General features: G+C 65.9%; 12 protein-coding genes. 3 read left to right on the forward strand and 9 right to left on the reverse strand.

The genetic code is table 11. The features are described 5' to 3' along the window. The first annotated feature begins 18 nt into the window (after window positions 1–18). Together HU218_RS02135 and HU218_RS02140 are read left to right on the forward strand one after the other, a co-directional pair. A complete protein-coding gene (locus HU218_RS02135) occupies window positions 19–1,209 on the forward strand; it encodes a DUF3426 domain-containing protein (RefSeq protein WP_174873297.1) in 1,191 nt (396 codons plus the stop codon). A gap of 117 nt (window positions 1,210–1,326) precedes the next feature. Further along, on the forward strand, window positions 1,327–1,866 hold the full coding sequence (locus HU218_RS02140) for a redoxin family protein (RefSeq protein ID WP_174873298.1): 540 nt from the start codon (window positions 1,327–1,329) through the stop codon (window positions 1,864–1,866). A gap of 37 nt (window positions 1,867–1,903) precedes the next feature. On the opposite strand, the gene HU218_RS02145 is transcribed toward HU218_RS02140, so the two are convergent. The 7 genes from HU218_RS02145 to hemE form a co-directional block, all read right to left on the reverse strand. Beyond that, entirely contained in the window at window positions 1,904–2,899 is a 996-nt protein-coding gene (locus tag HU218_RS02145; RefSeq protein WP_174873299.1) for an NAD(P)H-dependent glycerol-3-phosphate dehydrogenase, read from the reverse strand. A 4-nt stretch (window positions 2,900–2,903) separates the two neighbouring features. Beyond that, window positions 2,904–3,347, reverse strand: coding sequence for an SH3 domain-containing protein (locus HU218_RS02150; RefSeq protein WP_174873300.1), 444 nt, complete (start codon window positions 3,345–3,347; stop codon window positions 2,904–2,906). A gap of 7 nt (window positions 3,348–3,354) precedes the next feature. Then, window positions 3,355–3,807, reverse strand: a complete 453-nt coding sequence (gene secB / locus HU218_RS02155) for a protein-export chaperone SecB (protein WP_174873301.1) — start codon at window positions 3,805–3,807, stop codon at window positions 3,355–3,357. A 121-nt stretch (window positions 3,808–3,928) separates the two neighbouring features. Continuing rightward, window positions 3,929–4,186: a glutaredoxin 3 gene (gene grxC / locus HU218_RS02160; protein WP_174873302.1), complete on the reverse strand. Its 258-nt coding sequence runs from the start codon at window positions 4,184–4,186 to the stop codon at window positions 3,929–3,931. Window positions 4,187–4,214: 28 nt separating this feature from the next. Then, a complete protein-coding gene (gene dacB / locus HU218_RS02165; RefSeq protein ID WP_174873303.1) occupies window positions 4,215–5,606 on the reverse strand; it encodes a D-alanyl-D-alanine carboxypeptidase/D-alanyl-D-alanine endopeptidase in 1,392 nt (463 codons plus the stop codon). Next, complete coding sequence (locus HU218_RS02170; protein WP_174873304.1) at window positions 5,606–7,777, reverse strand: primosomal protein N'; 2,172 nt, start codon at window positions 7,775–7,777, stop codon at window positions 5,606–5,608. The genes dacB and HU218_RS02170 overlap by 1 nt, the downstream gene beginning before the upstream one ends. 363 nt (window positions 7,778–8,140) lie before the next feature. Beyond that, window positions 8,141–9,202, reverse strand: a complete 1,062-nt coding sequence (gene hemE, locus HU218_RS02175) for a uroporphyrinogen decarboxylase (protein ID WP_174873305.1) — start codon at window positions 9,200–9,202, stop codon at window positions 8,141–8,143. A 171-nt stretch (window positions 9,203–9,373) separates the two neighbouring features. Here hemE and HU218_RS02180 point away from each other — a divergent pair, with 171 nt between their 5' ends. Next, window positions 9,374–10,192: a mechanosensitive ion channel family protein gene (locus HU218_RS02180; RefSeq protein WP_174873306.1), complete on the forward strand. Its 819-nt coding sequence runs from the start codon at window positions 9,374–9,376 to the stop codon at window positions 10,190–10,192. A 73-nt stretch (window positions 10,193–10,265) separates the two neighbouring features. Here HU218_RS02180 and HU218_RS02185 read toward each other — a convergent pair whose 3' ends face one another. Then, a complete protein-coding gene (locus HU218_RS02185; protein ID WP_174873307.1) occupies window positions 10,266–13,388 on the reverse strand; it encodes an efflux RND transporter permease subunit in 3,123 nt (1,040 codons plus the stop codon). Between the two features lie 10 nt (window positions 13,389–13,398). Beyond that, the gene (locus HU218_RS02190) at window positions 13,399–14,523 is read right to left on the reverse strand and encodes an efflux RND transporter periplasmic adaptor subunit (RefSeq protein ID WP_174873308.1); all 1,125 of its coding nucleotides are present in this window, start codon (window positions 14,521–14,523) and stop codon (window positions 13,399–13,401) included.

Below are 14,523 nucleotides of genomic sequence, written 5' to 3' on the forward strand. Positions count from 1 at the left end.
GGCAATACAGAACCCGACATGAGCCATACCACACAGTGCCCCACTTGCCAGACCAAGTTCAAAGTCACCGATGCCCACCTGGCACTGGCCGGCGGCATGGTGCGTTGTGGCCGCTGCAACCATGTATTCCACGCTCCCAGTTACTTTGACAATCCGCCAGCGGTAGTGGAACGCGTGGCACCGGCCCCCAAGGCGCCGGAACCGCCGCTGCGCCAGGCAGAAGACGACGATTTCGAGCTGGAGCTGCCGGATTTCGAACCGGAAATCCCAACCCCAGAGCCAACCAGCAGCCCCGCCAGCCCGCAGGCGCAACCGCAAGTACCGCAGGAACCCGCCCCAGTGCCGGCGACACCAGCGGCCAGTACCCTGCCGTCAAACGACGAGGAAGATTTTTCCCTGCCGGAATTCGACCTGCTGCGCGAACGTGAGATTGCGCCCCCCGCGCGTGCCGCCGAGATCCGCCAGGACTTCCGCAGTGCCGCGCGCGATGCCGAAAGCGATGGCCGCCAGCAGCTGGAAGAATTCCAGCAGGCGCTGGCCGATGCCTTGCGCCCGCAACACCATGCCGAGACAGCGGCCACCCCGCTTGCGGCCAACCCTTTCGATACCGACGAGGCCGAAGAACAGGCCACGCCAAGCCACTCCATCTGGACAGAACCGCCCGAACCGGATGCCATCACCACGGCGGTGATCGACGATAATCCGGCAGATACCGCCGCCAGCAAGCCGTGGTGGCGCACTGCCCTGCTATCGCTGTTGGCCATCATCTTGCTGCTGTTGCTGCTGGCGCAGATCCTGTTCATCAACCGCACCCGCGCCAGTGCCGAAATGCCGGAACTGCGCCCGGTGTTCGAATCCGTATGCCAGGTTCTGCACTGCAGCGTGCCGCTGCCCAGCGAGCGCCAGATGATCCGCACCGAGTGGTCCGAACTGGCATTCGTGCCGGATAACGACCGGCTGATCCAGCTCAACGCCACCCTGAAAAACCTGGCGCCCTACCCGCAACAGCTGCCGCTGATGGAAGTCACGCTGAAAAACGCCAATGACCAGATCATGATGCGCAAGGTGCTGCGGCCGCAGGAATACCTGAAGCGCCAGGACTACCAGCTGGGACAGTTCAATGCCAACAGCGAGCTGAAACTGCAGTTGCGCATGGAAGTGGCCGGAGACAAGGCACAAGGCTACAGCCTGGACTTCTTCTACCCCTAAGCAGTTACCCCACGCGGCCGCTGCTGCGGCCAAGCTTGCTTTTTAGCCATGCTGGGCCACCATGAAGGCATCAAACACCGGTGGTAACGACCAGCGGGATGTCGACAGGAGAGCAGCATGGCACAGCATTTCTTGCGTTACGGCGATGAGAGTTTGGCGGTAGGGGGCGATTTTCCGGAGGCTGGGCAGATGCTGCCCAGCTTCATGCTGGTGGATGAACACCTGCGCGACGTATCGCTGGAACGTTTTCTCGGCCGCACCAAGCTGGTCGTGACACTGCTGTCGCTGGATGCCGAACTGGGCGGTCTGGCCCTGCTGCAGGAGTTGCGCCGCAAACTGGAAGGTTGGCCGCTGCTGCAATTCATCGTCATCAGCGTCGATTCGCCATTCAGCCTGCACCGCGCCCGCAAGGAACACGGCCTGCCCAATGTGGTACTGCTGTCCACGCTGCGCGGACGCGACTTCCACAAGCATTTCGGCGTCCTGCTGCAGGACTTTCCACTCTCCGGCATGACTTGCCCGGCGCTGTGGCTGGTGGATGAAGATGACCGCATCCTGCATGCGCAGCGGCTGGAGAATGCCGACAGCGACTTCGACATCGCCGCCATCCGGAACGCCCTGCTAGCCAGGTTGCCAAACCAGCCGTCGCAGACATGAAAAAAGGCGCCCGCGGGCGCCTTTTTTTTGCAGCAGCTCACTGCTGGCCAAACTCCGGCTTGGGCGTGCGCCCCAGCAGGCTTTCCACCACGCTCTGCGGCGTGGCGTGGTGATACAGCAACTCGCATACCGCGGCGGTAATCGGCATGTCCACCTGTAAACGCTCGGCCATCTTCAGCACCTCGCGTGCAGTCGGCACTCCCTCGGCCACATGACCGAGCTCGTGCAGGATGGTGTCCAGCGACTTGCCTTCGGCCAGCTTGAGACCAACCTGGCGGTTACGCGACAGCGCACCGGTGCAGGTCAGAATCAGGTCACCGACACCGGACAGGCCTTGCATGCTCTGCTGGCTACCGCCCAGCGCCACCGCCAGGCGGGTAATCTCCGCCAAGCCGCGGGTAATCAGCGCGGCACGGGCGTTCATGCCAAAGCCGAGACCATCGGCCACGCCGGTGGCGATCGCCATCACGTTCTTCACCGCGCCGCCCACTTCCACGCCGACCAGATCGTCATTGGCGTAGATGCGCAGCAGCGGACTGTGCAATTCGCGGGCGAAATCGCGGGCAAAGCCGTAGTTTTCCGATGCCAGCGATACCGCGGCCGGCAAGCCCAGCGCCACTTCCTTGGCAAAGCTCGGGCCGGACAGCACGCCGACCGTCTTCAGCCGCGGGAACTCCTCTGCCACCACCTGATGCGGCAGCAGGCTGGAGCCGGCCTCGAAGCCCTTGCACGCCCACAGTAGCGGTGCATCCACCCGCAAGCGCGCCAGCTCTTTCAGGGTTGGCCGCAAGCCGGCGATCGGCGTTACCACCAGTACCAGCTCCACCCCCACCACCGCCTCGGACAGATCGGCAGACAAGTGCAGCTTGTCCGGCAGCGGGCAGTCCGGCAGATAGCGGCGGTTAAGGCGATTGGCCTGCATGTCCACCATCTGCGCGGCATCGCGGCCCCACAGCGTGACTTCATGCTGGCGACTGAAAGCGATGGCCAGCGCCGTGCCCCAGGCACCGGCACCGATAACGGTTATTTTCATGCGCTTACAGTCCCCACAGCCCGCTGATCTGGGCATAACCGCTGCTGCCGTCACGGTGCTTCACCTTGACCCAGCTGCTATGCGGCGGCTCGACCATATCCAGCACCAGGTCTTTTTCCGCCCAGAACAACAGCTTGCCCTGCTCGCTGGCGCTATCGCGCACCGCCAGACGGTCGGCCGTCACCAGCAGGGTACGGCGGCTGGACAGCGCGGCGCCCGGTATCCAGGCGATACCGCCGGTGGCATCGCGCACCCGCGACCAGTCTTTCTGCGTGGACAGCACTTCTACCGGGTAGTAGCGGCTGACGACGAACTGTTTTTTGGCGGTGAGGGTCGGCGCCTCGTACAGCGCGACACCGGTTTCCTTCACCGAACGGAATTCCAGCGCAAACGCCGTACTGGCCAGCGAGGCGAGTACGGCGGCAGCAACAAGCAGATGTCGCTTCATAGTGGTATCAGGCGTTGCCGGCTTCGGCCTGGGCAGCGCGCTGTTGCAGATACAGGGCTTCGAAGTTGATCGGCGACAGCAGTACCGGCGGGAAGCCAGCGCGGCTTACCAGGTTGGATACCGCTTCGCGGGCATACGGGAACAGGATGTTCGGGCAAGCCACGCCCAGGATCGGGTCGATATCGTCTGCCGGTACGTTCTGGATCTGGAAAATACCGGCCTGGGTCACTTCACACAGGAACATGGTTTTTTCCGGCAGTTTGGCCGTCACGGTAATGGTGAGCGATGCTTCGAAGAAACCTTCTTCCAGTTGCTGGCCGCCATTGGCCAGCTGCATGTCGATTTCCGGCTGGGCCTGCTCCAGGAATACCTGCGGGGCATGCGGCACTTCGAAGGACATGTCCTTCACATAGATCTTTTCGATGGAGAAAACCGGTTCCAGCTGTTGTTGTTCGCTCATGTTGTGCTATCTCGAAGGCACCCGGAAGGTGCTGGGTTGAAGTCTGGGCCGGCGGACAGGTTCTGCCCGGCACGCCGGCGCGTCGTGCATCATCGCACGAAAAGATACCGCCCGCACCGGCCTAGCCGGCCAGCAGCGGCTCCAGCTTGCCGGCAGCGTTCAGCGCCACCAGGTCGTCACAGCCGCCGACGTGGGTGTCGCCGATGAAGATCTGCGGCACGGTACGGCGGCCGGTGATGCTCATCATTTTCTCGCGCTCGGCCGGGTCCAGGTCGATGCGGATCTCCTCGATGGCAGTCACGCCCTTGCTGCTCAGCAGTTGTTTGGCGCGGATGCAGTACGGGCATACCGCGGTGGTGTACATGGTGACGGGTTGCATACTGGTTTCCTGCAAAAAAGTCGATCGATTATAAGCCTGCTGCGGTGCTTGCGGCCAACCTTGCCTGATAGCGTGCCACCAGTGCCGCCACGGCGGCATCCAGCTGCGGCGTCAGCCGCTCGGCACGCGACGAATTGACGATGGCGACGATCACCAGCCGCTGCCCGCCTGGCGCCTGCCAGTAGCCGGCCAGCGCGCGCACATTGTCCAGCGAGCCGGTTTTCAGGCGCAGACTGCCGCCCACTTCGCCCAGCCGCTTCTTCAGCGTACCGTCGACGCCGGCCAGCGGCAGACTGGCGGCCAGCTCCGGCCCGTAAGGCCCGCGCAGCGCATCGCGCAGCACCTCGCCCAACAGCTGGGCGCTGGTGCGGGCCCGACGCGACAGCCCGGCGCCGTTTTCCATTTCCAGGGGCTGCGGCGGCAGGCCGCGCTCCGCCAGCAGCTGGCGTACCACCGCCACGCCGTCGGCAAAGGTATTGCCGCTGGCCGGGTGCTCTGCCCCCAGTGTCAGCAGCACGCTGCGTGCCATGGTGTTGTTGCTGAACTTGTTGACGTCAACCAGCACGCTGGCCAGGGTATCGGCCGACTCCTGCCGCAACAGGCTGCGCGCGTCCGCGGGCGTGGCGGCCACGGCCACGCCGCGCGGGCCGCTGCCGCCCAGCTGCCGCCACAGCGCGGCAAAGGTCTGGTAGGCAAACTCGTTGCTGTCCAGCAGGTTCACATAGTTGGCCGCACCATCGCAGGCGGCCGGCAACCGGCCGCTGACGCGCAGCTGCGCGCCCTGCTGCTCGACCGTGACAAAGCGGCGCACATCACCACAGCTGCTGCCATCGCCCGGCTGCAAGCGGTTGTCGAGGCTGAAGCCCGGCAGCGGCGGGTCGAGCAGCACCCGGGGCTGCCCGGCCTCGAAGTAGTAACGCAGCCACGCCACTTTCAGGTTCAGCTGGTGCGTATGCGGCGGCACGGTGAACACGCGGTCGGCATCGCCGCCAAAACCGTCGGCACTGCCAATGCCCTGCCAGGCGCTCTGGTCCAGCACCAGCCGACCGGCGATGTCGCGCACCCCGCGCAGCCGCAGCTGGCGCAGCATTTCGGCAAAGCGGGCGCTGTCCAGTCGCGGATCGCCCCGCCCCAGCCAGTACAGATCGCCCTGCAACACGCCGTCGCGCAGCGGCGCCGTAGTACGGAATTCACTCTGCCAGCGGTAGTTCGGCCCCAGGCGGTTCAGCGCCGCCCAGCTGGTAATGAGCTTCATGGTGGACGCCGGGTTGACCGCCGCATCGCCGCGATGCGACTCGAACACGGCCTTGCCTTCCACCGGCGCCGCCCACAGCGCGATCTCGTCATCGTTAAAGCCGGCCGGCGCGGCGGCATACAATGGCGCGGCCACCACCGCCAGCAACAACAGCAGTTTCTTCATTACATCTCCAGCGGGTCGACATCCAGCGACCAGCGCAAACCGCGCGCAGCCTTGCGCGCCAGTTGTTCCAGTAACGGCAGCTGCGCACGCAGCCAGCCATGCAGGGCCTGGCGGTTGGCCCCCTCGAAAGTCAGTTGCGACCGTTCGCGCCCCGCCAGACGCACCATCAGCGCCGGCGCCGGCCCGAACACATCGACGCCCTCCGGCATGGCACCAAGCTGCTGCAAGACACCCTGCAGAAACGCCTCGGCATCGGCGTAGGCCGGTGCATCGGCGCGCAACAATATCTGGAAGCCAGCCGGCGGAAAGCCCGCCTCGCGCCGCTCCTGCAGCATGGTGGCGGCGTAGCCGTCAAAATCGTGTTGCTGAAGCGCCTGGTACAGCGGATGTTCCGGCCACTGCGTCTGCAGCAGCACCCGGCCGGGCACACCGGCGCGACCGGCACGGCCGGCCACCTGCATCAGCTGTGCAAACAGGCGCTCGCCGGCGCGGAAATCAGCCGAATACAGTCCGCCGTCGCTGCCGAGCACCACCACCAGCGACAGCGCACCAAAGTCATGACCCTTGGCCAGCATTTGCGTTCCCACCAGCACATCCACTTCGCCGGCATGCACGCGCTGGTAGATGGCATCCCACGCCGCCTTGCTGCTGGTGCTGTCGCGGTCGATACGCAGGATGCGCGCGCCCGGCAACATGCGCTGCAGCGCCGCCTCCAGCCGCTGCGTGCCCTCGCCCAGCGGCTGTACATCCGGGTTGCCGCAGGACGGACACTGCAGCGGGATGCGCTCCTGCGCGCCGCAGTGGTGGCAACGCAGCTGGCGGGCGGACAGGTGCAGCACCATGCGCGCGCTGCAATGCTTGCAGGCCGAGGTCCAGCCGCAGGCGCTGCAGGCCAGTACCGGCGAGTAACCGCGACGGTTGATGAACACCAGGCTCATCTCGCGGCGCTCCAGCGCGCGGGTCAGCTCGTCGATCACCGGTGCGGCCAACCCTTCCACCAGCTTCTGGCGGCGAATATCCACCAGCCCCACCTGCGGCAGCGTGGCGCTACCGTGCGCGCGCCGGTTCAACACCAGTTTGCGATAGCGGCCGGCGTCGGCATTGGCCACCGTTTCCAGGCTGGGCGTGGCGCTGCCCAGCAGCACCGGCACGTTGGCCGCATGCGCACGCCACACCGCCAGGTCGCGGGCGTGGTAGCGCAGGCCATCCTGTTGCTTGAACGAGCCGTCGTGCTCCTCGTCGACGATCACCAGCCCCAGCTGCGGCAGCGGGGTGAATACCGCCAGCCGCGTACCGATGACGATGCCGGCGCGGCCGAACCAGCCGTCACACCAGCCTTCCAGCCGTTCGCCGTCCGCCAGGTTGCTATGCAGGCAGACGATGCGGGTGGCCGGGAAACGGCGGGCAAAGCGGTCGATCAGCTGCGGCGTCAGGTTGATTTCCGGAATCACCACCAGTACCTGCTGGCCAGCGGCCAGCACCCGGGCGATCAGCTGCAGATAGACCTCGGTCTTGCCGCTGCCGGTAATGCCGTGCAGCAGGAACGGCGCAAAGCGGCCAAGGTTGGCCGCAACCTCATCCCGCGCCGCCAGCTGCTCGTCGTTCAGTGCCAGTTCACCGTCGATCTGCAGCGCCGGCGCCTGCCACGGCACCGCAGCGATGTCGCCACTGGCGAGGCCGGCTTTCAGATAGGCGCTGGCCTGCGCATGCACGCGGCGCAAGGCCTCGCGCTCCTGCGGCTCGTGCAGTGCCTGCCATAGCGCCAGTTTGGCGGTACTGCGCGCCGCCGGCGGCTGCGCCAGGCCCTGCGGCGTCAGCTGGTAACAGGCGCGATCCGGCAACTTGATGTCGCGCGGCTCGCGCAGCACGGTCGGCAAGGCAGTAAACAGGGTCTGCCCCTGCGGATGCAGGTAATAGCGGGCGGCAAAGCGCACCTGCGCCAGCAGGCTTTCCGGCAAGGGCGGCAGGCTGTCAAATACCTGCAGGATGGTCTTGAGGCGTTCCGGTGCGATGTCATCGGGCATGACAGTGGTGTCAACCACACCACATAACTGGCGGTTGCCAAACGACACCAGCACGCGCTGGCCGCTCGGTAGCGGGCCATCGTGCAGGTAGGCGAATGCCCCACGCAGGGGCACATCCAGCCAGACGCTGATCACCGTCGATGCCACATTTTCTCCCTGCCAAGGCGCCAAGCCAGCACTGGCGCGGCCTGGCGCAAACTGTGCACAATTGCTGTGGATAACTTTGTGCACAAGCTGTATGCAAGCTGGCAGAAAGCGCTCCGGCGCGGCTTTGCCACTAGATTGCACAAAAATTAATCTGAAAATTAATTACTTACAAATCAATAACTTAGCAATATGCACTTTTTTCTGGCAACGTCCCTTGACAGAACGGTGCTTTGCCCGATTTTGGTGTGCATAAGTCGAGGAACAACAGCCGGCAGCACTGTCAAGCCCCCGTATCAAGCAGAACCGGCTGCCAGCAAAAACGGCCACCCGCGACGAGTGGCCGTACTGTCCTAAAGACCGGGTTCAGACGTGGTACTGACGCGACAGCTGGTGCACCGCCGCCACCAGCGCGGCGGCGTGTTCCGGGTTGGCGTGTTGCGAAATGCCGTGCCCCAGGTTGAACACATGGCCGGAGCCGTGACCGTAGGCGGCCAGAATACGGCCGGCCTCGGCCTCGATCGCCGCTGGGCTGCCGAACAGCGCGTTGGGATCGAAGTTGCCCTGCAGCGCCACTTTGTCGCCGACGCGGGCACGCGCCTGGCCGATGTCGGTGGTCCAGTCCAGGCCCACGCAATCGGCACCGATGGCGGCAATCTCTTCCAGCCACTGGCCACCGTTCTTGGTGAACACGATCACCGGCACGCGGCGGCCGTCGGCCTCGCGCTTGAGGCCGGCGATGATACGCTGCATGTAAGCCAGCGAGAATTCCTTGTACGCCGCGTGGCTCAGCGCGCCGCCCCAGGTATCGAAAATCTGCACCGCCTGCGCACCGGCATCGATCTGCGCGTTCAGGTAAGCGGTCACCGACGTCGCGGTCACGTCCAGGATGCGGTGCAGCAGGTCCGGGCGGCTGTACAGCATGCCCTTGATGTGGCGGAAGTCATCGGAACCGCCGCCTTCCACCATGTAGCAGGCCAGCGTGAACGGGCTGCCGGAGAAGCCGATCAGCGGTACGCGGCCATCCAGTGCCTTGCGGATGCTGGCAACCGCATCGAACACGTACTGCAGTTTTTCCAGCGGCGCCGGCTGCAGCGCCAGCACCGCAGATTCCTCGCGCAGATTGCGCTCGAACTTGGGGCCTTCGCCTTCGGCAAAGTACAACCCCAGCCCCATCGCATCCGGCACGGTGAGGATGTCGGAGAACAGGATGGCGGCATCGAGCGGGAAACGCTCCAGCGGCTGCAGCGTCACCTCGGTGGCGAACGCCGGGCTGGTGCACAGTCCCATGAAACTGCCGGCACGGGCGCGGGTGGCGCGGTATTCCGGCAGGTAGCGGCCAGCCTGGCGCATCATCCAGATCGGGGTGTAGTCAACCGGCTGCTTCAGCAGCGCACGCAGGAAAGTATCGTTCTTCAGCTGGGTCATGGCGGAGTTTCGGCTAAAAGGTTGGCCGCATTATACCGTGCGCCCTGCCCGCTGCCTTGATCTGACGCCATCTGAAGCCGCGAAATTTGCCGGCATCGGCATGACATCTGCCTTGTGACTGCCATGCCCGTGTGCTTGACTGCTTGGGTAACCCTCACCAAAGGAAGCGTCATGAACGAGCTCAACTTCTCCCACTGGCAACAGGTCGCCACCGACTACGCCTTCAACATCGGCGGCACCCTGCTGGCGGCGCTGGCGTTCTGGATCATCGGCCGCTGGCTGATCGGCCAGGTCGGCACCCTGGTACAGCGCGCACTGGAGCGGCAGCATGTCGACGCCACCATCATGCGCTACCTCGGCACCACCATTAACGTCACCCTCAACGTGATGCTGGTGGTCGGCATCCTCGGCTACTTCGGCATCCAGACCACCACCTTTGCCGCGCTGTTCGCTGCCGCCGGCGTCGCCATCGGCATGGCCTGGTCCGGGCTGCTGTCCAACTTTGCCGCCGGCGTGTTCCTGATCGTGCTGCGGCCGATGAAAGTCGGCGACTTCGTCACCGCCGGCGGCGTCACCGGCACGGTGAAAGAGATCGGCCTGTTCACCACCGCCATCAACACCCCGGACAATGTGCTGACCATGGTCGGCAACGGCAAGATCATGGGCGACACGCTGCAGAACTTCAGCACCAACCCGCACCGCCGCGTGGAGCTGAAGGCGCAGCTGGCCGGCAGTGCCGACGTGGACGCCGCCATCGCGCTGCTGCGCCAGCGGCTGGCGGCCATTCCCAATGTGCTGGCCGAGCCGGCGGTGGAAGTGGCGATTCTGGAGTTCAACCTGGTCGGGCCGGTGTTGACGGTGCGGCCGTACTGCCATAACGACAACTACTGGCAGGTGTATTTCGACAGCAACAAGCTGATCCGCGACGCCCTGGGCGGCGATGGCTTCCCGGCGCCGATGCCGGCGCAGGTGGTGTACGTGAAGCAATAACGTAGGCCGCACGGCCCGGCAACGCACAAGGCCGCTGCCATGCAGCGGCCTTGCTTGTTTGGTATCGCCCGACTCAGTGCGGTGCGGCCAGCTTCTGGCCGGACAGCCGCGCCAGCAGGCGGCGGATCAGCATACGCAGGCTATCGAGATAGGTGTACACCACCGGCAGCACGATCAGCGTCAGCACGGTGGAGGTCACCATGCCGCCGATGATGGCGTGCGCCATCGGTCGCTGCGTCTCGGAACCGGCACCGCTGGCCAGCGCCAGCGGCAGCATGCCGAAGATCATCGCCAGCGAGGTCATCATGATCGGCCGCAGCCGCACACGGCCGGCCGCCACGATGGCCTCCTCGCGCGCCATGCCCTCGCGCCGGCTCTGGTTGATGAAGTCCACCAGCAGGATGCCGTTCTTGGACGCCAGCCCCATCAGCATGATGATGCCGATCACCGAGAACATGTTCAGCGTCGAGCCGAACAGCAGCAGCGCCACGAACACCCCGACAAACGACAGCGGCAGCGCCACCATGATGGTCACCGGCAGGGTAAAGCTGCGGAACTGCGCCGCCAGGATCAGGTAGATGAACACCACGCCCATCGCCAGCGCCTGTACCGCATAGCCCAGCGATTCCTGCATGTCCTTGCGCTCGCCCTCCTGCGCCAGCACCACGCCTTGCGGCAGCTGGATGCCTTTGAGCATGCGGTCGATGTCGGCAAACACCTCGCTGCTGCCACGGCCACTGAGGTTGGCGCTGATGCTGATTTCGCGCATCAGGTCGCTACGTTCGATCTGCCGCGGGCTGGTGCCCGGCAGCACGCTGGTAACCTGCGACAGTGGCACCATCTGCGCCTCGCCACTGTCGCCGCGCTTGCCCGGCACCGTCAGCACGTCCAGCAGCTCCGCCACCCGCGCGTCGCGCGGCACCTGCAGCCGCACGTCGTAGTTCTCGCCATCCGGCGCTTCCCACTGCGTCACGGTGCTGCCGCCCAGCAGCGTCGACACGGTACTGCCCACCCGCGCCAGGTCCACCCCCAGCGTGGCGGCGGCATCGCGCTTCACCTGCACGTTCAGCGCCGGATCGGCATCGTTGAGGCTGGACTGCACGTCGCTCACCCCCTTGATCTGGCGCAGCCGCGCCATGATGTCGCCGCTGGCACGCTGCAGCGCGGCCAGATCGCTACCGCGGATGCCCAGCTTCACCGGCTTGCCCGGCGGGCCATGCTTGCCGGTTTCCTCCACCGAATCCAGCTCGATGCCGGCTACCTGCTGTGCGGCCAACCTTGCCGCCGCCATCAGCTGGAACAGGTCGCGCTCGCGCTGCTGCTTGTCGCCGACATTGACGGTGATATTGGCCTGGTTGCGGCCGGCGCCGAAGCTGCCGCCGCCGATCTTGCTGTCGATGGTTTTCACTTCCGGCAGCGTGCGCAGCCGTGCCTCCACCTCGCGTGCTTTCTGCTCGGTGTAGGCCAGCGTGGAACCGGCGGCGGTCTTGAAGCCGAGACGGAACTCGCCCTTGTCGGCGCGCGGCAGGAACTCGCCGCCGATCAGCGGCACCAGCATGAAGCTGCCTACCGTCAGCGCCAGCGCCGCCAGCAACACCGTCTTGCGATGCGCCAGCGCCCAGCGGATGACCGCCACATAAGCGGCCGCCATGCGGTCCAGCGAGGTTTCGAACCAGTCCAGCAACTTGCCTACCGGACCGCGATGGCGGTCGCCGTGGTGGTGCGGGTCATGCCAGATCGACGACAGCATCGGGTCCAGCGTGAACGACACGAACAGCGAGATCAGCACCGCCACCGTCACCGCCAGCCCGAACTGGTGGAAGAACTTGCCGATGATGCCGCCCATGAAGCCCACCGGCAGGAATACCGCCACGATGGTAAGCGTGGTGGCCAGCACCGCCAGACCGATCTCGTTGGTGCCATCCAGCGCCGCCTGCACATGGCCTTTGCCGAGGTTGGCGTGGCGCACGATGTTCTCGCGCACCACGATGGCGTCGTCGATCAGCAGCCCCACCGACAGCGACAGCGCCATCAGCGTCATCAGGTTCAGCGAGAAACCCATTGCCTGCAGCGCGAACAGCGTGCCGATCATCGAGATCGGCAGCGTCAGGCCGGTAATCACCGTGCTGCGCCAGCTGCCAAGGAACAGGAACACGATCAGCACGGTGAGCAGCGCGCCCTCGCCCAGCGTCTTCTGCACCTCGTACAGCGAGCCTTTCACCTCGCGCGACTTGTCGTAGGTCAGGTTGACCACGGTGCCCGGCGGCGCCTGCGGCCGCAGTCCGTCCAGCACCCGCTTCACGCCGTCGGCCACCTGCACCACGTTGGCGCCGCGCGCGGCACGGATGTCGATGCCGATGCCCGGCTTGCCGTCGATCAGGGTGACACTGTTCTGCTCGGCCTCGGTATCGCGCACGCGGCCAACATCGGCCAGGCGGATATCGCTGCCGCCACGGCTGGCGATCACCAGCGCGGCAAAATCATCGACGCTCTTGAGCTTGCCGGCCACCCGCACCGCCAGCTCGTTGTGCTGGCTGCTGACCTGGCCGGCCGGATAATCACGGTTGGCCGCCGTCACCGCATCGGCCACCTCGGCCACCGATAGCCCCAGCGCCTCCAGCCGGTACGGGTCGATATCGATGCGGATCTCGCGGCGGCGCTCGCCCACCAGCTTCACCTCGCCGACGCCGGACACGGTCTGCAGCCGCTTTTTCAGTACCTGGTCCACCCAGCTGGTCAGCTCGCGCAGGCTGCTGTCGGTCGAGCTGAGGGTGTAGGACATCAGCGCTTCGTCATTGGGGTTCATCTGCGAGATGGCGGGGGTATTCACCTCGCGCCGCAGCCGGCCCTGCACCGCGCCCACCTTGTCGCGCACCTCCTGCAGCCCCTGGGCGGCATCGGCGGACAGCTCGAACTCCACCACCACGGTGGAGTTGCCCTCGAAGGAATAGGAGCGGATGTGCTTGACGCCGCTGATGGTGTTCACCGCCTCCTCGATCGGGCGGGTGACATCGCTTTCCACCACCTCCGGCGAGGCGCCGGGGTAGCCGGTCATCACCACCGCCACCGGGAAACGGATATCCGGGAACTCCTCCACTGCCAGATTGCGCCAGGCAAACAGCCCCAGCACGGTAAGCAGCAGCATCATCACCGCGGCGAAATACGGGTTCTGCACGCTGACGCGGGTTAGCCACATGGCGGCGTCCTCAGCGCGGCGGCAGGGACACGGCGTCCCCGGCCTTCAGCCCCAACAGCGGTGCGGCCAACACCGTCTGGCCGGCGGCAATGCCGCTGACCGCCACCTGGCGCTCGCTGTCGGCGCGCAGCAACACCTTCACCGGCTGCCGTTGCAGGCGGCCATCCCGCACCGCCAGCAGCCACGGCGCGGCGCTGTCGGCATCGCGCAGCGCCGCCAGCGGCAGGCGGATCGCGTTATCGACTTCGGCCAGCACCACGCCGCCCTGGGCAAACTGGCCGGCGCGCAGCCGGCCAGCGCGGTTATCCACCCGCAGGTAGACATTGAAGGTCCGGGTGGCGGCATTGGCCACCGGGTTGATGCGCACCAGCTGCGCGCTAAAGCCACCATCGATGCCTTCCACCGTGAAGCGGGCCTGCTGGCCAATTTTGAGTTGCCCCACCAGCCGCGCCGGAATGCTGGCCACGCCCTCCAGCTCGGCCAGATCGGCGATGGCGAACAGCTTCTGGTTGCGTGCCGCCTGCTCGCCCGGCTGGGTCAGCCGCGCATACACGGTGCCGGCCATCGGTGCGCGCACCTCGCTCTCGCTCAGGCTCTTGCGCGCCCGCGCCAGCTGGCTGCGCCGCGCCGCCAGCTCGCCGGCGCGCACCTGGTAGTCGCTTTCGGTTTCGTCGAACGCCAGCTTGGAAATAAAGCCCTGTTGCAGCAGTTCGCGCTGCTTGTCGAGCTTGAGGCGCGCCAGTTTCAGCCGCGCCTCGTCATTGGCCAGCTGCGCCTGCTGCTCGTTGAGCTGCTGCTGCAGCGCCTCGCTGTCGATGCGCGCCAGCAGTTGGCCGCGCGTCACCTGCTCGCCTTCGCGCACCAGCACCTGCTGCACGGTGCCGTCCACCTGCGCGGCGACCTCCGCCGACTGCAGGGCGTTGAGGGTGGCGGTAAACGGCAGCAGGCTGGCGACCGGCGCCACCGTGGTCTGCAACACGTCGGCAGCGGACAGTTGCCGCAGCGGCGCCGCCGCCTGGGCGCCGCTGGCCGGCACGGCCTCCGGCGGTGCCGGGCGGCCGCAGGCCGCGAGAGCAATAACAACGGCCGGCAGCAACAGGCTGCGGCCAACCTTGATCAGGTCAGGCGTGTGCAT

This window comes from Vogesella oryzae (assembly GCF_902829295.1).
Taxonomy (GTDB): domain Bacteria; phylum Pseudomonadota; class Gammaproteobacteria; order Burkholderiales; family Chromobacteriaceae; genus Vogesella; species Vogesella oryzae.